Here is an 18,219-nt window from a genome sequence, read left to right on the forward strand (position 1 = left end):
GCTCCCTGCGTTAAGACGTATAACGATACGCTCCGGAATCAATCTTACCGTTAACGGTAAAATCCTTATCGCCAAGCGCGCGCGTAATTAATTTCTTATTCAGCGGAACATGGAGAGTAGCTACGGACGACATTGAATTTTTGAGCACAGGAATTTTTTCCCACAGATCCTTTATCGACTGTTTAAGATTATTATTTTCCAGCAAACTCTTCGCCGTATCATATTCTGGATAAATAACAATAACCGGCAGTCCCCGATCGTTTATACCATAGTCAATTTCTTCTATCAGAGCGCGGGAAGATTTGGTTTGCGAGCTCAAAAAAAGCACGATATTTTTTGAATGTTTCAGGCGCTGCCGCAGACGAGGCTTAAGTGTTTTTTCCCAATCGCTGCCATCCCTGACATTGTAGGTTTTATCATGCGAGTCAATAAAGGGGAACGTATCATCTTTCGCTTCCCACATACGCAGCATGTTGTAATAAACAAAATCTTTTGTTGCATGAGCACCTAAATTCCCTTCATGAAAAGGTTCCGCAACGTAAAAGGCGCAATAGTTTCCATTCCTGTACGACATCCCATACCTCGAGTTTTTAAAAGATAATAGCCATGCCATATTATATATATTGGAGTTACATTAAATCCATACGGTAAATAATGAATTAGCTGGAAGCTCATTCCAGTAATCGTGCTAATTTAACGGTGTTTTATAACGTGATTACTCATCAAAACAGCGCTGCGCCAAAACGACATAGCAGAATCACAGCGGGGCCGATCAGAATGCTCTCCACCAGCCGGGCCGCTACCCCTGGCACAGCCATAAAAAAACCAGGTATAATCTCTGACATCATTCAACGGATTCAGAAGCGAAGATGTCAAAACTCACCTTACAAGAGCAGATGCTCAAAGCTGGCTTAGTGAGCAGCAAAAAGATGGAAAAAGTGCAACGAACGGCGAAGAAATCGCGGGTGCAGGCGCGTGAAGCAAGGGAAGCCGTGGAAGAAAATAAGAAGGCGCAGATTGAGCGCGACAAGCAGCTGAGCGAACAGCAGAAGCAGGCTTCGTTAGCGAAAGAGTATAAAGCGCAGGTAAAACAGCTGATTGAGATGAACCGTATCATCATCTCAAAAGGCGATATCGGCTTTAACTTTACCGATGGCACGCTGATTAAGAAAATTTTTGTGGATAAAACGACTCAGGCCCAGCTGATTAACGGCCGTCTGGCGATTGCACGTCTTGGCGTAGATAACGTGGGTGAAAATACCTACGCAATTATCCCGGCCGTCGTTGCCGATAAAATCGCCCAGCGCGATGCCAGCAGCATTGTGTTAAACAGCACGCTGAGCCAGGAAGAGCAGGATGAGGACGATCCGTACGCCGATTTCAAAGTGCCGGACGATCTGATGTGGTGATACCCGCGCGATGCGGTTCGAAGAATGAGCTGACTTTCGTGTCGGCTCATCTCAGGCTGCGGTGTCCGATCGCCGCAGCATCAGCATCAGCATCAGCAAGATCAGAACGGCGCTTCACAACGGGCTTCAATACGCTCTCCGCTAAGCGGATGGTTAAAATGCAGCTCGCTGGCATGCAGCTTCAGCCGCGCAGTCTTCTCTGTTCCGGGCAGCCGCAGCCCGCCGTAAAGATCGCAGCCTAAAATTGGATGCCCCAGATGCTGGCAGTGGATACGCAGCTGATGCGTGCGCCCGGTTTCCGGCGTCAGCTCAACTCGCGTCAGCGGCAGGAATGTTCCATCTGGCAGCTGGCGCCCGAAGCGCTCAACCACCCGATAGCGGGAGCGTGCAGGTTTCCCATTGACGGCGCATATCGACATCAACGGGAAAAGCGCAGGATCTTTGGCAATAGGCGCATCAATGAGCCCTTCATCAGCGACCACATGCCCGCAGAGCAGAGCGCTGTAAATCTTGCTCACCGATCGCTGGCTGAACTGCTGGCACAGTGCAGCGTTGACGACCTTATTGCGGGCGATCACCATCAGTCCGGAAGTGCCAAAATCCAGGCGATGCACCAGCGTACAGCCGGGAAAAATTTTAACCAGCCGGTGGTGAACCGAATCAAGGTTCTGCGGATTTTTCCCCGACAGACTCAGCAGCCCGCTGGGTTTATCGATCAGCACCAGATGTTGATCCTGATAGAGCGTTTCGATGCTGTCATGGCACGGCGGAGCAATAAAGGTGTCGATAATCTCGGACATCAGGTCACCCGGAGCGAAAGTGGCTGCGGATAATAACCCATTTTAAGCCGGGGAACGAATTTGCGACGGGGTTACTGACCCGGTCCTTACTCCTTCTGATTAATGCCCTGCCCCGCCAACCTGGCACAGCTGAAATTTATCATCCAGACTGATAGCAAAGGCGTGGTCTGCGCGGGGATTGTGTTTTACACTGCGCGCTGCAAAAACCGAGTAGATAAACGATTAAGTAGGCAAAAATGGCGATGAACGGAACGATCACAACCTGGTTTAAAGACAAAGGCTTTGGATTTATCAAAGATGAAAACGGCGACAACCGTTATTTTCATGTGATCAAAGTCGCCAACCCGGACCTGATAAAGAAAGACGCGGCGGTTACCTTCGAACCAACCACCAATAACAAGGGCCTGTCCGCCTTCAACGTCAAGGTCGCTCCAGAGAGCAAATACATCTTTATTGCCGGTGAACGAATTAAGCTCACCTCGATCAAATCCTGGCTGGTTTACAACGAAGAAGTGCCTGCCGACACCCGCATTGATAAAGAACATGTGGTGTTGTCCGTGGGTGCGCTGATGAGCAGCATTAAACCTAAAGCTGCCGTGAATCCTGACGAAATGCGTTCAATAAAAAAACTGGCGATCAACACCTTCCAGGGGACGACATTAATCTTCTCGGAAGATGAGATAGACGTGGATGCCACGGTGAAAATGCTGAAGATCTGAGATCGATCGCGCTGACAGACCGGCAAAACAGAGAATAACTGGATAACGATATTCACAGGGCCAGACAAAGCACACCACAGCTGGCCCGGTGCTAACACCCGGAGCAAACAATGAGCAATAACATCCCTCTGAAATACTACGATATGGCCGAAGAATATGCGGAGGAAACCGCGCTGCCGGTGAATGAGGCAGAGTTTGATTCACTGGCACATTACTTCCAGCTACTGCTCACCCGCCTGGCGAACAATGAAGAGATCAGCGAAGAAGCGCAGGGAGAGATGGCAGCGGAAGCCGGTATTAAAGCGGAGCGGATTGACGACATCGCCAATTTCCTCAATCAGTGGGGCAACGAGTAACTCACTGAACAGCAGGCCGCCTCTGCCCTCAGCAAAAGCGGCCTGCTCATCGTTACTGCATCTGTCCCCTTCAGGCTCTGACAGGTTTCGGCTTACATCGCCTCTGCTTAGTGCAATTACGCTTGCAGCATCCTTCTCCGGCGCAACCGCACGCCGGGCAGCATGGTCAGCATAGCGATCGCGGCCAGGACCAGCCCCAGCAGAATCGGTGAGCGAAAACCCAACCCGGCATCAATAGCGTAGCCGCCGCCCCACGACCCAACCACCACGCCAAGGCAGATCACCGAGGTATGCAGAGTATTAATCAGCGAGGTGTTTTCGGTCACCCTGAACACCCTGGCGGACATCGCGGGCGTCAACGTAATCCCGGTCAGTCCCATCATCATCACCGATAGCAGCACGGCGGTTTTACTTTCCACCAGCGTGTAAAGCCCGATCAGCGCCGCAATTAATAGCAGGCCACCGTAAAATATCACCCGCAGCGGCATTTTATCCGCCACGCGGCCAACGATAATATTGCCGATCACGCTGCATAAACCGTAGGCAAACAGAATGGCGGGGATCGATTTTGTTGAGAAACCCGCAGCCCCGGAAAAATAAGGCACGAAATAGCTGAATACGGCAAAGGTGGCGGCAATAATAAAGAAGCTGGTGCTGTAGGCCAGCCACAGTCCGGGGTGAAATACAGAATTCACCTCAGCCCGAATACTGCCCTGTTTTTCCGCCTTCACCTCGGGAACAAACAGCATAATTCCCAGCGCAGCCAGCGCGGTCAGCACAATCACCAGAGAAAATGCCGCACGCCAGCCGAGATAGCGATCGAGCAGCGCTGACAGCGGCAGGCCAAAAACCATCGCTATCATCATTCCACCTAACACAATCGACGCCGCCACGCCAAAACGGGCAGGATCGACCATCTTCGACGCCGCCAGCAGAGCAAAACCAAAGAATGCGGCAGAGGATAAACCGGTAAAGAATCGCGCCACCGCCAGCAGTTCCCAGGAGTGCGAAAAGGTGGCAACGCTCTGCGCCGCAAGAAACAGCAGGCTGATGACGAGCAGCGCGGTCTTATTACCCACCTTAATTAAAACGGCCGCCAGCAGCGGACCGCCAACCACCATCCCCAGTGAATAAATGGTGATCAGATAACCGATATCGGAAATAGAAACCTGCAGGTCCTGCGCCATCGAACTGATTAATCCGGCCACCATAAATTCAGACGTGGTCATGGCAAATAACGTAAATCCCAGTATATATATTGGCAAAGGCATAATAACCATCCGGTAGTAATACAGCGTTTTAGATGATTCCGACCTTAATTTAAAAATCGCTGTCCGGTAAACGCGCCGATATTCATATTGGTTATGATAAAAATCATAAGCATCCCGTTATCCCTGAAGTGACAAACTCGCTAATATAGTCGGGCGATATTCCACAGCGGCAAACAGAGAATGGCAACGATATGGATCTGAACGCGTTAAAAATATTCGTTAAGGTCGGCGAGCTGCAAAGCTTTACCCGTGCGGCGCACGCACTGGGCTTCACTCAGTCCGGCATCTCCCGCTCCGTGGCCCGACTGGAGGAAGACCTGAAAATCTCGCTGATCAACCGCAACACCCACAGCATCAGCCTGACGCCGGACGGGCAGTTTCTCTATGCAGCCTCCAGGGGACTGATCCGGCAGATGGATGAGATTGAGCACCGCTTAGATCAGCGCAGCAGCGTGGTCGAAGGCGCGCTGAAAATCACCACGCCCTCCGCCTTTGGCCGCCTGGTCGCCATGCCGCTGCTGGCGGACATGCTGCATCGCCACCCGCAGCTGACCATTGATACCGTAATGAGCGATCGCGTGGTAGATATCATTGAGGACGGTTTTGATGCCGCCATTCGCATCGGCGACGTTGAGGATCAGCAGGTGATTGCCCGCCGGATAAAAGATCTGCGGCTGGTCACCGTCGCTTCCCCGTCCTTCGTTGCACGTTACGGTAGCCCCGCGACGCCTGCCGAACTCAGCCATTTCAACTGCCTGACGGTGAAAGGGCAAAAGGACGGGCGCAGTACAGACTGGATGTTTCGGAATCAGGGAGAAGATCTGCGGGTCAGCGTGACGGGCAATATGAGCGTCGATAACGCCGATGTGCTACTGGACGCCGCGCTCAACGGCATCGGGCTGGTGCAGGTGATGGATTTCGCCGTGGAACCGCTGATTGCCAGCGGCAAATTGGTGGAAGTACTGCCCGACTTTTCCGGCTTTACCCGCCCGCTGCATCTTATCTATTCGCCCTCCCGCCACCGTTCACCGAAGATCACCGCGCTGTTGCAGGCTTTCGGCGTTGTCGATTTGGAAACGGCGGTGAAAGCGCGCTAGATGCCGCCAGAACATTATTTTATACTGGCCCCTGTCGCTATAACGCCAGGAGTAGCAGGATGAAAAGCACCGACCTCTCGCTGTTTCTGGCCGAATCTTACGGCCTGCAGTTCCTCAAACCACCACAGGCCACGCCGCTTTCAGACGGCCATTTCCGCTATCTGAAAACTCCGGCGGCGACATTTTCGCAGTTCAGCGCTTTCAGCGATGCACTCGCGCCCTGCCGCGATACGCCTTTCAGCAACCAGGTGGTATTTAAACTGGTCACAGAGGGGGATATACGCATCGAAAACCGCTTCGGCGAGCTGTCCCTGCCGCACGGTTCCCTGTCATTAATGCCGTGGAATCCGCAGTTTGAAGAGACATTTACCGCGCCCACCTCGCTGTATGTCATCGGCTGCGACCGTGCGCTGTGCCAGCGCATTATGCCACTCGCACAGCAGCATGGCGGCTACTCAACGCAGCTTGCCACTGAAGATTTCGCCTGGCTGACGCAGCTGATCGATCAGTATGTTTCCCAGTCGCAGCAGCTCAGCCCTGCACTGGCCACCATCGGCAGCCAGATGATTATCGCCACGCTGGGCGAGGTGTTGTTAAGCAGCGAAAAAGTTACCAGCGCGAAGAAAGTGTCGAAAATGCACAATATCGTCGCCATTAAGGACTATATTGCGTTGAATTTGCAGGCGCAGGATCTGAGTCCCGAAACGATCGCCGATCATATGCGCCTGAGCGTTAACTACATGAACCGCATTCTGGCGGAAGAAGGCCTGTCGCTGATGAAGCTGGTCTGGCAGATGCGGCTGGAAGAGGCTCGCTGCCTGCTGACCCGGCCGCTGACCAGCGGCATGCAAATGGCCGAAATTGCCTGGCAGTGCGGTTTCAGCAGCCAGTCCCATTTTTCCCAGGCGTTCCGTCGGCATTTTGGCCTCAGCCCAAGGGAAATGCGGGCAGCGCGCCCGCATTAACGTCCGTATTATTTGCAGCTAACGGTGCGCACCGAGCGCCGGTGCGAATACACATCAAAGCTGGCTTTGCCGTGATATTTTCCCATTCCCGATGGCCCAATGCCGCCAAACGGCAGTTCTGCCGATAACACGTGGGTCAGAATATCGTTGATCTGCGCATCGCCCGACTGGATTGATTTAATAAACGCCAGCGCGCGCTCTTCATCGCGGCTGAACGCATACAGCGCCAGCGGTTTAGCATGGCGGGTGATGATGTTCTGACGGCATTCGTCCAGATCGGCGTAGGTAATAATCGGCAGGATCGGCCCAAAGATCTCATCCTGCATCAGCGCATCGTCCCAGCCAACGTGCGTCACCACCGTTGGTTCAAACTGCCGGGAAGCCTTATCGTAACCGCCGCCGACCACCACGTTACCACCGGTTTTTTCCAGATAGCCTGCCAGCTTTTCAATCTGCCGCTCGCTGACTACTTTGCCGATCGACTGCCCGTTGAAACCGGCCCGTAGCGCCGCCGCCAGCTTCGATGCCAGCGTATCCCGCAGCGCCTCCGGCACCAGCAGATAGTCCGGTGCTACGCAGGTTTGCCCGCTATTCAGGTATTTACTGAAGGCCAGCCGCTCAACCAGATGGTCCAGATCGGCGTCCTCAAACACCACCACCGGGCATTTACCGCCAAGCTCCAGCACCACCGGGGCCAGATGCTCGGCGGCGGCCTTCATCACGATCTTGCCCACCGCCGGGCTGCCGGTGAAGAAGAAGAAATCAAACGGCAGCGACAGCAGGAGTTCATTTTCCGCCCGGCCTCCTTCAACCACCGCCACCCACTCCGCGGCAAAAGCCTGCTCCACCACGGTCTTAATGACCGCCGAGGTGGCGGGTGTGGCCTCTGAAGGCTTGATGATGGCCGTATTGCCCGCGGCAATCGCCCCCACCAGCGGCGTCAGCGCCAGATTAAACGGATAGTTGAACGGGCCGATGATATAGCAAACACCGTACGGTTCAGCGCAGATGCGCCCTTCGGAACCGGCGAGAAAACCGCTGAGGGGAAACACCTCATCTTCAGCCCACCCGGCCAGCCCGGCCAGCACGCCGTCAATTTCCTCGATGACTGCGCCGATTTCCGCCAGATCGACGATGTCCGGCGTTTTACCCAAATCGCTTTCCAGCGCGTGATGAATTGCCTCGCGGTTAGCCAGGATAGCCTGCTTCAGCTTGTGCAACGCCGCAGTACGCTGCTCAACGCTCTGCGTTTTACCGGCAAGAAATGCCCGCTTCTGACCATGAAAGAGTTCGGTAATACCCTGTTGATTAATCATTTCTATTCTTTGCTCCCGTCATTAATAGCATTCGTTACGTTTCCGCAGCGCGGTATGAATATCGTCAGCGGTAAAAACGTTAATTCATACTTTCAGTGTGGCCAATCTAACAATCTGGATACAAAAAATTTTATTCCTCGGTGCATTTAATTTTATCCTGCGGTGCATTTAATTTTTATCTATTATTTATCAATAATTTAAAAAATGTCATTTTCTTATCATTCCCGGCTATTTATTAACTTCTCAATTGATGTTTTTCACATAATTAATCATATTGCATAACAGAAATAGCCCTCCCACCTGCTGTTAATTAATGACGGCTATGCAAAATAACTCGCAGTAAGGAAAAAGAATGAGTCAGCAAGATTACGACGTACTGGTGATTGGCAGCGGCGCGGCAGGATGCGTGGTGGCCGGTTATCTGGCCGAAAATACCCAGGCAAAAATCGCCGTTCTGGAAGCCGGATCAACAGATAAAGATCCGATGATCCATATCCCGGCGGGCTACGGCCAGATTCTGGCGAAAGATCGCCACGTCTGGCCCTATGACACCACGCCGCAGCACGGCACAGTCAGACGTTTTCGCATGGGCAAAGTGGTCGGCGGCGGCACCTCAATCAACGCGATGTGCTACGTGCGCGGGCAAAAGCGCGACTTTGACTACTGGCATGAAGCCAGCGGCCACGATGCTGACTGGTCGTTTGAAAACATCTGGGACACCTTTATCGAGCAGGAAAAAAACGACACCTTCCACAATCAGCATCACGGCATTAAAGGCACGCTGGCGGTACAGCTGCCCCACGGTATCAATCCCCTGAATCAGTACTGCATGAAGGCATTCCAGGAATACGGCGTGCCGTACAATGCCGACTACAACGGCGACAGCCAGCTCGGGGTTTCCCCGGTACAGAGCAACGTCAGTGAACAGAAGCGCTGTAGCGCGTACGTCGCCCATCTGAAACGCCACGTCGATTCCGGACGGGTGACGCTGCTGACCGACCGCACCGTGCGCCGCGTGCTGATTGAAGAAAACAAAGCCACCGGCGTGGAAGTGGACGTCAATGGTGAAATCCAGCGCATTCACGCCGCCCAGGTCATTCTGTCCGCCGGAGCGGTGCAGTCACCGAAAATCCTGATGCATTCCGGTGTCGGCCCGGCGGCGGAACTGCAAAAATTCGGCATCGACGTGAAGGTCGATCGGCCTGCGGTCGGGGAAAACCTGCACGATCATCCGATTATCCCGGTCAGCGCCTACGTGAAAGGCGTACTCGGCTATCAGAGCGCCGCGCTGGGCTTTGGCACCATTAAAGCCGGTATGCGCTACTACATCACCAAAGATGGCCCGGCATCCGGCAACGGTATCGAAACCGTTTCCTACTGGAATCCGCTGGATCTGGCGGCAGAGCCGACGGTGCAGTGCTACCACGAACCGATCATCTCCACCAACGGCCTGAGCCCGACCGGCACCCGCTCCGGCGTCACATTTGCCCTGGTCGTACTGCAACCGCGCAGTCGGGGATCGGTTCGCCTCGCCAGCAAAGATCCGCTGGAGATGCCGCTGATCGATCCGAACTTCATCGGCGATAAGTGGGACCTCGACGTGGGCGTTCAGGCGGTGAAATCGATCCGCGAAGTAATGAAGCAGGAGTCGCTGGCCGGTATTCTTGAAGAGGAACTGATGCCAGGAGCAAAAGTGCAGAGTGATGAAGAGATCGAGACCTTTGTCAAATCCGTGGCAACCACTATGTGGCACCCGGTGGGCACCTGCCGTATGGGAAGCGATGACGACGCGGTGGTGGATGCCAGTCTGCAGGTGCGCGGCGTGGAAAACCTGTACGTTATTGATGCGTCGATCATGCCGACCATCACCAGCGGCAACACCAATGCCCCCACCCAGGCGCTGGCGCTGATCGGCGCGAAGCGGCTGGCAAAACGCTTCTTTGCCTGATAGCAGAGTACCCGCCGCCACGGCGGGTTACTTTTCATCCGTACTGAAAGCGTGAGCGCAGATGGCCGATCCGCCATCGGCCGGTTTATTTCTCCGGGTGCAACAGTAGCTGGCGGAATTTATCGATATCGCAAATGACATAGTCGCTGGCGACCTTCTCAAGATACTTTTCGTCCACCAGCTGATGCAGCGCACGGCGGTAGGTGCGCTCGGAGCAGCCAAAGCGTTCGGCTTCCCGATAAACCTGTGAAAAATCGACCAGCGGTTTGTTCTGCTGATGCCGTTCATACAGATCCGACACGATATTTAACATCAGCGGCTGGAGGAAACGCTCCATGGTTTTCGCCATACCGCGCTGGTAGCTGGTCGACAGCAGCTGGCTGAGCCAGACGCCAACCTCCGCATGACGGGTCAGCAGCTCGTCCATCATCACCCGGGGGATCACCTTCACCGTCATCGATTCATGGGCCACCACCGAAAACTGGCTGGGCGTATGAGTCAGATATTCAATTTCCCCGATGATCGTATCGCTGACGAAGCGCTGGCCGAGGCTGAAGGTTTTCCCGTTGCCCGCGTTGTAATGCATGGTGTATTCACCCAGCGCAATCCAGTAAAGGGCTTTAATCTCCTCACCCTGTCGCAGGATAACCTCACCGGCTCCCATCAGTTTACTTTTCAACTGTGCCGCATTAACCGCATCGCGCAGGATCTGATGCCCACGCTGCGCAAACTGCTGAATGATTGTCATAATATCGCGCTCTCAACGGCAAAAAAGTGGCTGAGACTAGCCGCCCGGCTGAAGCATTGTCAATACGCTATCAGCCGTTCATTCTCGCACTCCTTTCTTCAGCACACCGCGTTTTCTGTGGATTCACCGCCGCACAGAACGGCAAATAAATGAATTTTGTGATCGCCGTCGGCCAGGCCCGGACATTTGCCTTTTTCACGCCGCGCGGGGATTTCTACCATCGGGGCCTGAACCACAGCAGGAGCACTCTGATGACGCCACATATTAACGCCAGACCCGGCGACTTCGCCGACACCGTAATTATGCCGGGCGATCCGCTGCGCGCGCAGCGTATTGCGGAAACGTATCTGACCGACGCCAGACGCGTCTGCGATACCCGCAACATGTTCGGCTACACCGGCTACTACAAGGGGAAACGCCTCTCCGTCATGGCGCACGGCATGGGCATCCCTTCCGTTTCGATCTATGTCCACGAACTGATTACCGGCTTTGAGGTGAAAACGCTGATCCGCGTGGGCACCTGCGGCGCGGTGGATGACGGCGTGGATATGCGCAACGTTATCGTCGCCACCGGTGCGGGCACCTCGTCGTCGGTCAACCGCGACCGCTTCGGCGGCTACGACTACGCCGCCGTGGCGGATTTCGATCTGCTGCGCCACTGCTGGACCGTGGCACAACATCAGCAGATCCCCGCGCAGTTCGGCAACACCTTCACCAACGACCTGCTGTACGACAAGCCCGCCGGGATGCTGCCCGCGCTGCGCAAAATGAACATACTGGCCGTCGAAATGGAAACCTCGGCGCTGTATACCCTCGCCGCACAGCATCGCGCCAGGGCACTGAGCCTGCTGACCGCCTGCATTAACAGCAATACCGGCGAAGAACCCGCCGAAGAACAACAACAAACCGCGTTAGACAATATGTTCCGGCTGGCATTAGAAACCGCCATTTTTAGCGATTGAACCTCTTGATAAGGCTTATCCGATGACAAACTCTACACAGCAGCCCACCTCCGGCGGGCTAAAAGTTGAAGCCAACGGCGTCAATACCGTCCCGGAATCTGAACGCTACGGCTCGCCGTCCGGGCTGTTCCCGGTGTGGTTCTCCTGGAACGTCTCAATCCTCGGCATCGCCTACGGGATTTACGTTTACTCCCTGGGACTGAATGTCTGGCAGTCGATCAGCGCCGGTATTGTCGGCTATCTGATCTCCTGCTTCCTGGTGGGTATTCTGGCTGTCGGCGGCCCGCGAACCGGCCTGCCGACGCTGACCCAGACCCGCTTCTGCTTTGGCTATCACGGCAATAAATTCCCGACTCTGTTTGCCTATATTTCCAATATGGGCTGGAAGATCACCCTGATCACCCTCGCCTCCACCTCCGGCGCGGCGCTGTTTGCCAAACTCTGGCCCGCCGCCTTCGCACTGGCCGACGGTAAGCCGACGCTCGGCTGCATACTCGGCTGGTTTATTCTCAGCCTGGTGCTGACCATGTCGGTGGCGGTCTATGGTCATCAGCTGATTATGAAGGTGGAAAAATACATCGCCTGGCTGACCGGATTTATGAGCATTATCTTTATTTTCCTGATCCTGCCGCACATTCACTGGGATCGCGTGGGCGTCAGCGCCCATCAGGGCAGCCTGCTGACCTGGATCGGCGGCGCGGTGATGGCGATGACCATGGTGGGACTGGGCTTCCTGAACTACGGCGGCGATTTTGCCCGCTATCTGCCGAAGAAAACCCCGGCCTCGAAGGTGATTTTCTGGACCACGGCGGGCATCTCCTTCCCGGTCAGTATTCTGCTGATCCTGGGAACCCTGCTGGCCGACAGCAACCCCGACCTCAGCGCAGCGGCGGCGCAGTCACCGATATCCTCGCTGACCGACCTGCTGCCAATGTGGTTCTACGTACCGTTCTCCGTGGTGATTATTATCTCCCTGCTGTCGGCGGCGATTACCGGTATCTACAGCTCCGGTCTGGCGCTGCTGGCGCTCGGCCTGCCGGTCAGCCGCGCGGCGACCACCGCGATCAATGCGCTGATTATCGGCTTCGGTGCGTTCTATCTGATGTTTATCTCCGACTCCTTCCTGTCGACCTTCCAGTCATTCCTGGCGTCGATCTCGGTGGTCATCGGCTCCGCCGGAGCTATTCAGCTGATTGATTTCGTGCGGCAGAAGCGCCTGGGCTGGGATGTGACCCTGGCCAACAAACCCGAATCGGGCGGCAGAAGCGGACGCTAGACGGCGCTGCTGGCGCTGTGCGTCGCCACGCTGGTCGGCCTGGGGACCATTACCTCCAGCGATCCTTATATCGCACATATCGTCGGATTTTTACTGACCGATGAAGCCCGCAAAAGCCTGTTTGCCACCGCTAATATTGGCGTGATTGTCTCGATGGTGTCCGGCGGCGGGATCTATGCGCTGCTGACTTTTGTGCTGAAGATTGAATCGGTTTCGGCATCTGATACGCAGAGCAAAAAGCTTAAGGCGAACCATCCGCAGAAAGCGCTGTAACATACTTACCGATAGCCGCTGCGCCTGCGAAAGCACATCAGACAGGCGCGGTGGTATTACTTTAAGGGATTTTGGCTGGCGGCAACCCAACATAAATTTATTGCATGATTATGCAGTTGCTCGTTCGTTCCATGCATCGGTGTACTGAATATTACCATCAACATATTTCCAGGTAATTCTTTCATATCGCAGAGCAACACTTTCCATGTGTCCGGTCCCTGTGCTGGTCCGGGTATCATGCATCGTAGGTGTAACTGAAATAACCCTCACACCTTCCAATAGGATATTAAAATACTCAACCTCCTGCCCCGCATCATTAATACAATACCACCTAATTTCGGCACTTTTTAACGCCTGCCCTGTAGCAACAGCTTTATAAATGTAAGGGGAGGCACTATCAATCTCCTTTTCAAATTGAAAGGGCGCATGTTGACGAGTTCCTGTTAGTTTCCCTGTATTCATATCAGTAGGGATACACAGATTATGGTGAATACTGCGAAGTTCGATGCTTCCTTCACGATCTCTGACATCGCAAGAACCTTTGATCGCAGCTCCGCCATCATCTTTCAACCAAAGGTGAACAGGTACGGCCATAGTAAAACTCCTTTTTAATCGTATAAGCAACGACCCGCTTTGGCTGATGCTATGAGCATTCCAATAGTAAAATCAGGAACAGCTGTCGGGGCGTTTTTTCTGAATGGGTTTAGCGACATATTCTCATCCGGGAAATATGTTTTAATATTGAAGCGTCCCTTTTGAACGAGGAAAGTGTTAAAAAACTCAGCCATCAAATCCTCGGCTTCAAGTTCATCAATACTTAAATCAAAATCCAAGTCTGTTTCAGGCGTGAGAGTGATATTTTTTTTGGTAAAGAGATACGTACCTGCATAAGGTTTTACAAGCTCGTAGATTCGTTGTTCAATATTATCGGCTACCATAATTTGTCACCGCCCCTCGCTATCCTGTTGTAATCACGAACTGTACAATAGGTAATTTCTGATATATCCGCAGCAAGAATAATTTTATTACTTCAAAGCCGCGCGATCCTGCAAGCGCATAAAATGATTCTCTTACCATTTCATCAAAGCCACTAAGCCTTTATACATCAAACAAAAAGCCCGCCGCGATTCAAACCGCGAAGCCGGACGTTAAGCGTATAACGTTCGGCCTTCGCCGCATAAACCGGGCGGGCGTCTGTTCTCCCCGGCGGATATCACCGGGGAAAAGTCGGTCAAAGTTCGAAGCGGTCCAGATTCATCACCCGGTTCCAGGCGGCAACAAAGTCCTTCACAAACTTCTCTTTCGCATCCTCACTGGCATAAACCTCCGCCGAAGCGCGCAGCACGGCGTTGGAGCCAAACACCAGATCAGCACGTGTGGCGGTATATTTCACCTCTCCGCTCTGACGATCGCGCCCTTCAAACCGCTCGGCGCTGGCATCTGTCGCTTTCCACTCGGTACGCATATCCAGCAGATTTACGAAGAAGTCGGCGGTCAGTTCGCCCGGCCGGTCGGTAAATATTCCGTGCTGGCTGCCGTCGTAGTTGGCACCCAGCGCACGCAGCCCGCCCACCAGCACCGTCAGTTCCGGCACGGTCAGCGTCAGCTGCTGGGCTTTATCGATCAGCAGGTTTTCAGTCGAACCGCCGCCGTGCCCGCGATAGTTGCGGAAACCGTCGGCCAGCGGCTTCAGCCAGGCGAACGAATCGACATCGGTCTGATCCTGACGTGCATCCACGCGGCCCGGGGTAAACGGCACCTCGATGTCCACTCCGGCCGCCTTCGCCGCCAGCTCCACGCCCACCGCACCGGCCAGCACAATCACATCCGCCAGCGAAGCTTTTTGCACCGACTGCTGGATCGCTTCCAGCTTCGGCAGCACGCGGGCGGCAACGGCGTTGACCTCCCATTCGCGCTGCGGCAGCAGGGCCAGCCGAGCCCCGTTGGCACCGCCGCGCTTATCGCCGCCGCGGAAGGTGGAGGCCGAAGCCCACGCCACCGACACCAGCTCACTGACCGTCAAACCGGATGATTTGATTTTCTCTTTCAGTAACGCAATATCGCCGACCGTTGGGTGATAAACCGGCTGCGGCAGCGGGTCCTGCCAGATTAAATCTTCTTTCGGGACTTCCGGTCCGATGTAGCGTGCTTTCGGCCCCATATCGCGGTGGGTCAGCTTGTACCAGGCGCGGGCGAAGGCTTCATTAAACGCCTGCGGGTCGTTCAGGAAGCGGCGCGAAATCTTCTCGAATTCCGGGTCAAAGCGCAGGGTCAGGTCGGTGACCAGCATGGTTGGCTTATGCTTCTTCGCACTGTCGAAGGCATCGGGGATCACATCCCCCGCATTGCTGGCTTCAAACTGAATCGCCCCTGCCGGGCTGCGGGTCTGCACCCACTCGTATTTGAACAGGTTCTCGAAGAAATAGTTGCTCCACTGGGTTGGCGTCTGCGACCAGGTCACTTCCAGCCCGGAGGTGATGGCATGCGCACCGGACCCGCTGCCGTAGCTGCTGGCCCAGCCCAGGCCCTGGGCTTCAATCGGCGAGGCTTCCGGATCGGTCCCGACGTGGCTGGCCGGTGCCGCTCCGTGGGTTTTCCCCAGCGTATGGCCGCCGGCAATCAGCGCAACGATCTCTTCATCGTTCATGCCCATATTGCCGAAGGTGGCGCGAATGGCCGGAGCCGCCGAAGCCGGATCGCCGCTGTGTTCCGGACCTTCCGGGTTGACGTAGATCAGCCCCATTTCGGTTGCTCCCAGCGGCGACTGCGCCAGCGCTTCCGGGTGACGGTGCTCAAGCCAGGTTTTTTCATCACCCCAGTTCACATCCTGATCCGGTTCCCAGACGTCTTCACGCCCGGCACCGAAGCCGAAGGTGCGGAAACCGGAGTTTTCCAGCGCCACGTTACCGGCAAGAATATAGAGGTCGGCCCAGGAGATTTTCTGGCCGTATTTCTGCTTCACCGGCCACAGCAGACGGCGCGCTTTATCCAGGCTGACGTTATCAGGCCAGGAGTTGAGCGGCGCAAAGCGCTGCTGGCCGCGTCCGGAGCCGCCGCGTCCGTCAACCGAGCGGTAGGTCCCCGCGCTGTGCCACGCCATACGAATAAACAGCCCGATATAGCTGCCCCAGTCGGCGGGCCACCAGGACTGCGAATCGGTCAGCAGCGCTTTCAGATCGCCTTTCAGCGCGGAATAGTCGAGTTTGGCGAACTCTTTGCGGTAATCAAAAGATTCACCTAACGGATTAGATCGGGAGGAGTGCTGGTTTAACAGGTCAACGCGCAGCTGGTTAGGCCACCAGTCGCGATTCCCCGTGCCGCCGCCGGAGGTTTGATTCGGTTTCCCCGCATGGAAAGGGCATTTACCGGCCGGGGCTTCTCTGTCTGCTTCAACAATCGGCTTTGCATCGTTTGCTTCTTGATCGGTCGAATTGCTCATTGCTCTACTCCTGTTGTTATTCTCTGGCTACTCTATACGCGGGTTTAAGCGGGTCACATTTGAAACACCCTATATATTTAATAGCCTTTTCCTTACTTTCTGAGAGGAGTAATGAAAACCGTCGGGCAATCAGCCTATTGGCGGGCAACAATTCGCATAATTTGGCTTTTTAGCGCTGAACCCGTTGTTTGCAGCCCAACAACGCAAAAGGCCTGCATTATGCAGGCCTTTATTCGGTGAGAAAGGCGATCAGATGGCTTTCAGCGCATCGCTCAGGATCGCCAGTGCCCTTTTGAACTGGGCATCAGGAATCGTAAGCGGGTAGAGAAAGCGGATAACGTTGCTGTAAGTGCCGCAGGAGAGCAGCAGCAGACCGTTTTCCAGCGCTTTCTGCTGCACCAGGCGGGTTAGCTCCGCCGACGGCTGGCCGGTAGCGGGATCGTTTAGCTCAACGGCAACCATCGATCCCAGCGCGCGAACTTCCGCAATTGCCGCGCATTCCGTTTTCAGGCCGTTCAGCACCTCAGCCAGTTCGCTGCCAAGGCGGCGGGAGCGTTCGCAAAGCCGCTCACCGTCGATAATATCCAGCACCGCATGTGCGGCAGCCAGCGCCAGCGGATTCCCCGCGTAAGTACCGCCCAGTCCACCTGGCGCAGGTGCATCCATCACCTCGGCCTTACCGGCCACCGCCGACAGCGGCAGACCACCCGCCAGGCTTTTCGCCATCGTCAGCAAATCGACTTCCACATCTGGGTAATGCTCCATCGCAAACATCTCGCCGGTGCGGGCAAAACCGGCCTGTACCTCATCGGCAATCATCAAAATACCGTGCCGATCGCAAAGCTCACGCAGCGCCCGCATAAAATCGGCCGGAGCAATATTAAAACCGCCTTCCCCCTGGACCGGTTCCAGAATTATCGCCGCCACCTGCTTAGGGTCGATATCGGTTTTAAACAGCGTTTCCAGGCTGGCAAGGGCCTCTTCGGTGGATACGCCGTGCAGTGCGTTCGGATAACGGGCGTGGAAGACCTGTCCGGGGAACGGCCCGAAACCGAGCTTATAGGGAGCCACTTTGCCGGTCAGCGCCATGGTCATAAAGGTACGACCGTGGAACGCACCTCCAAAAGCAATAACGCCGGGGCGCCCGGTATGCGCGCGGGCAATTTTCACCGCGTTTTCCACCGCTTCTGCGCCCGTTGAGAAAAATGCCGTTTTGCACGGCCCGGCAATCGGCACGCGCTGGTTAATTTTCTCGGCCAGCGAGACGTAGCTTTCATAGGGAACAATCTGGTAGGCGGTATGCGTAAACTGCGTCAGCTGCCGGGTGACGGCCTCAATGATTTTTGCATGGCGATGCCCGGTATTCAGCACCGCAATCCCGGCGGCAAAATCAATATATTCGCGGCCTTCCACATCCCACAGCGTGGCATTCTCCGCCCGTTCGGCAAAGAAATTACACATCACGCCGATGCCACGAGGTGTGGCCTGCTGACGTCGTTGATTCAGTTCTGCGTTAGTCATCATATCCCTCACTTAAAGTCGGCAACTGGCGGATACCGCACGTTGAACGAACAGGTATGAATGATTATATAGCCCTGAACTGATATCTAAGGCGAGAGCCCATACCGATTTTTTAACCG

The 18,219-nt window shown here is 54.9% G+C and carries 18 protein-coding genes and 1 pseudogene; 9 read left to right on the plus strand and 10 right to left on the minus strand.

Going from position 1 to position 18,219, the window contains the following annotated elements; all coding sequences use genetic code 11:
- Positions 1-10 precede the first annotated feature (10 nt).
- Positions 11-574 (minus strand): TIR domain-containing protein, encoded by a 564-nt coding sequence (locus tag OMR58_RS11430; protein ID WP_264545962.1) that lies wholly within the window; start codon positions 572-574, stop codon positions 11-13.
- A 295-nt stretch (positions 575-869) separates the two neighbouring features.
- On the opposite strand from OMR58_RS11430, the gene OMR58_RS11435 reads away from it, so the two are divergent.
- On the plus strand, positions 870-1,409 hold the full coding sequence (locus OMR58_RS11435; protein ID WP_105592624.1) for a DUF2058 domain-containing protein: 540 nt from the start codon (positions 870-872) through the stop codon (positions 1,407-1,409).
- Between the two features lie 101 nt (positions 1,410-1,510).
- On the opposite strand, the gene OMR58_RS11440 is transcribed toward OMR58_RS11435, so the two are convergent.
- Entirely contained in the window at positions 1,511-2,209 is a 699-nt protein-coding gene (locus OMR58_RS11440) for an RluA family pseudouridine synthase (protein ID WP_264545963.1), read from the minus strand.
- A gap of 236 nt (positions 2,210-2,445) precedes the next feature.
- On the opposite strand from OMR58_RS11440, the gene OMR58_RS11445 reads away from it, so the two are divergent.
- On the plus strand, positions 2,446-2,928 hold the full coding sequence (locus OMR58_RS11445) for a cold-shock protein (protein WP_105592626.1): 483 nt from the start codon (positions 2,446-2,448) through the stop codon (positions 2,926-2,928).
- A 110-nt stretch (positions 2,929-3,038) separates the two neighbouring features.
- On the plus strand, positions 3,039-3,284 hold the full coding sequence (locus OMR58_RS11450) for a DUF2543 family protein (protein ID WP_200560752.1): 246 nt from the start codon (positions 3,039-3,041) through the stop codon (positions 3,282-3,284).
- 116 nt (positions 3,285-3,400) lie between these two features.
- Here OMR58_RS11450 and OMR58_RS11455 read toward each other — a convergent pair whose 3' ends face one another.
- On the minus strand, positions 3,401-4,564 hold the full coding sequence (locus OMR58_RS11455; RefSeq protein WP_347710568.1) for an MFS transporter: 1,164 nt from the start codon (positions 4,562-4,564) through the stop codon (positions 3,401-3,403).
- A 182-nt stretch (positions 4,565-4,746) separates the two neighbouring features.
- Between OMR58_RS11455 and OMR58_RS11460 the strand changes: the two genes are divergently transcribed.
- The gene (locus OMR58_RS11460; protein WP_264545965.1) at positions 4,747-5,652 is read left to right on the plus strand and encodes a LysR family transcriptional regulator; all 906 of its coding nucleotides are present in this window, start codon (positions 4,747-4,749) and stop codon (positions 5,650-5,652) included.
- Positions 5,653-5,711: 59 nt separating this feature from the next.
- Positions 5,712-6,617 carry a helix-turn-helix transcriptional regulator gene (locus OMR58_RS11465; protein ID WP_264545966.1) on the plus strand — a complete coding sequence of 302 codons (906 nt, stop codon included), beginning with the start codon at positions 5,712-5,714 and terminating at the stop codon, positions 6,615-6,617.
- 8 nt (positions 6,618-6,625) lie between these two features.
- Here OMR58_RS11465 and mdlD read toward each other — a convergent pair whose 3' ends face one another.
- Entirely contained in the window at positions 6,626-7,933 is a 1,308-nt protein-coding gene (gene mdlD / locus OMR58_RS11470) for an NAD(P)-dependent benzaldehyde dehydrogenase MdlD (RefSeq protein WP_264545967.1), read from the minus strand.
- A 352-nt stretch (positions 7,934-8,285) separates the two neighbouring features.
- Here mdlD and OMR58_RS11475 point away from each other — a divergent pair, with 352 nt between their 5' ends.
- Positions 8,286-9,881 (plus strand): GMC family oxidoreductase, encoded by a 1,596-nt coding sequence (locus OMR58_RS11475; RefSeq protein ID WP_264545968.1) that lies wholly within the window; start codon positions 8,286-8,288, stop codon positions 9,879-9,881.
- An 85-nt stretch (positions 9,882-9,966) separates the two neighbouring features.
- On the opposite strand, the gene OMR58_RS11480 is transcribed toward OMR58_RS11475, so the two are convergent.
- Complete coding sequence (locus OMR58_RS11480; RefSeq protein WP_264545969.1) at positions 9,967-10,629, minus strand: Crp/Fnr family transcriptional regulator; 663 nt, start codon at positions 10,627-10,629, stop codon at positions 9,967-9,969.
- Positions 10,630-10,880: 251 nt separating this feature from the next.
- Between OMR58_RS11480 and deoD the strand changes: the two genes are divergently transcribed.
- The 3 genes from deoD (at position 10,881) to OMR58_RS11495 (ending at position 13,140) form a co-directional block, all read left to right on the plus strand.
- Positions 10,881-11,591 carry a purine-nucleoside phosphorylase gene (deoD, locus tag OMR58_RS11485; RefSeq protein WP_105592633.1) on the plus strand — a complete coding sequence of 237 codons (711 nt, stop codon included), beginning with the start codon at positions 10,881-10,883 and terminating at the stop codon, positions 11,589-11,591.
- A 22-nt stretch (positions 11,592-11,613) separates the two neighbouring features.
- On the plus strand, positions 11,614-12,867 hold the full coding sequence (locus tag OMR58_RS11490; protein WP_264545970.1) for a purine-cytosine permease family protein: 1,254 nt from the start codon (positions 11,614-11,616) through the stop codon (positions 12,865-12,867).
- A 141-nt stretch (positions 12,868-13,008) separates the two neighbouring features.
- Positions 13,009-13,140, plus strand: a complete 132-nt coding sequence (locus tag OMR58_RS11495; RefSeq protein WP_264545971.1) for a hypothetical protein — start codon at positions 13,009-13,011, stop codon at positions 13,138-13,140.
- Between the two features lie 108 nt (positions 13,141-13,248).
- Here OMR58_RS11495 and OMR58_RS11500 read toward each other — a convergent pair whose 3' ends face one another.
- From OMR58_RS11500 to OMR58_RS11515, 5 genes and pseudogenes are all read right to left on the minus strand, one after another.
- Positions 13,249-13,734, minus strand: a complete 486-nt coding sequence (locus OMR58_RS11500) for an Hcp family type VI secretion system effector (protein ID WP_264545972.1) — start codon at positions 13,732-13,734, stop codon at positions 13,249-13,251.
- Between the two features lie 14 nt (positions 13,735-13,748).
- Positions 13,749-14,078, minus strand: a complete 330-nt coding sequence (locus OMR58_RS11505; protein WP_264545973.1) for a DUF1493 family protein — start codon at positions 14,076-14,078, stop codon at positions 13,749-13,751.
- A pseudogene (locus OMR58_RS26005) lies at positions 14,072-14,161 on the minus strand (STM2901 family protein); the annotation flags it as partial. The gene OMR58_RS11505 and the pseudogene OMR58_RS26005, both read right to left, overlap by 7 nt.
- A gap of 210 nt (positions 14,162-14,371) precedes the next feature.
- On the minus strand, positions 14,372-16,579 hold the full coding sequence (gene katG, locus OMR58_RS11510; protein ID WP_200560742.1) for a catalase/peroxidase HPI: 2,208 nt from the start codon (positions 16,577-16,579) through the stop codon (positions 14,372-14,374).
- A gap of 249 nt (positions 16,580-16,828) precedes the next feature.
- A complete protein-coding gene (locus OMR58_RS11515; RefSeq protein ID WP_264546052.1) occupies positions 16,829-18,100 on the minus strand; it encodes a 4-aminobutyrate--2-oxoglutarate transaminase in 1,272 nt (423 codons plus the stop codon).
- Positions 18,101-18,219 lie beyond the last annotated feature (119 nt).

The sequence above is a fragment of the Erwinia sp. INIA01 genome, assembly GCF_025947915.1.
GTDB classification, from domain to species: Bacteria; Pseudomonadota; Gammaproteobacteria; order Enterobacterales; family Enterobacteriaceae; genus Erwinia; species Erwinia coffeiphila.

Bases quoted from the DNA above. Each gene is read 5' to 3' on its own strand.
- OMR58_RS11430 (WP_264545962.1), bottom strand. From the start codon at position 574: ATGTCGTACAGGAATGGAAACTATTGCGCCTTTTACGTTGCGGAACCT.
- OMR58_RS11435 (WP_105592624.1), top strand. From the start codon at position 870: ATGTCAAAACTCACCTTACAAGAGCAGATGCTCAAAGCTGGCTTAGTG.
- OMR58_RS11440 (WP_264545963.1), bottom strand. From the start codon at position 2,209: ATGTCCGAGATTATCGACACCTTTATTGCTCCGCCGTGCCATGACAGC.
- OMR58_RS11445 (WP_105592626.1), top strand. From the start codon at position 2,446: ATGGCGATGAACGGAACGATCACAACCTGGTTTAAAGACAAAGGCTTT.
- OMR58_RS11450 (WP_200560752.1), top strand. From the start codon at position 3,039: ATGAGCAATAACATCCCTCTGAAATACTACGATATGGCCGAAGAATAT.
- OMR58_RS11455 (WP_347710568.1), bottom strand. From the start codon at position 4,564: ATGGTTATTATGCCTTTGCCAATATATATACTGGGATTTACGTTATTT.
- OMR58_RS11460 (WP_264545965.1), top strand. From the start codon at position 4,747: ATGGATCTGAACGCGTTAAAAATATTCGTTAAGGTCGGCGAGCTGCAA.
- OMR58_RS11465 (WP_264545966.1), top strand. From the start codon at position 5,712: ATGAAAAGCACCGACCTCTCGCTGTTTCTGGCCGAATCTTACGGCCTG.
- mdlD (WP_264545967.1), bottom strand. From the start codon at position 7,933: ATGATTAATCAACAGGGTATTACCGAACTCTTTCATGGTCAGAAGCGG.
- OMR58_RS11475 (WP_264545968.1), top strand. From the start codon at position 8,286: ATGAGTCAGCAAGATTACGACGTACTGGTGATTGGCAGCGGCGCGGCA.
- OMR58_RS11480 (WP_264545969.1), bottom strand. From the start codon at position 10,629: ATGACAATCATTCAGCAGTTTGCGCAGCGTGGGCATCAGATCCTGCGC.
- deoD (WP_105592633.1), top strand. From the start codon at position 10,881: ATGACGCCACATATTAACGCCAGACCCGGCGACTTCGCCGACACCGTA.
- OMR58_RS11490 (WP_264545970.1), top strand. From the start codon at position 11,614: ATGACAAACTCTACACAGCAGCCCACCTCCGGCGGGCTAAAAGTTGAA.
- OMR58_RS11500 (WP_264545972.1), bottom strand. From the start codon at position 13,734: ATGGCCGTACCTGTTCACCTTTGGTTGAAAGATGATGGCGGAGCTGCG.
- OMR58_RS11505 (WP_264545973.1), bottom strand. From the start codon at position 14,078: ATGGTAGCCGATAATATTGAACAACGAATCTACGAGCTTGTAAAACCT.
- katG (WP_200560742.1), bottom strand. From the start codon at position 16,579: ATGAGCAATTCGACCGATCAAGAAGCAAACGATGCAAAGCCGATTGTT.
- OMR58_RS11515 (WP_264546052.1), bottom strand. From the start codon at position 18,100: ATGACTAACGCAGAACTGAATCAACGACGTCAGCAGGCCACACCTCGT.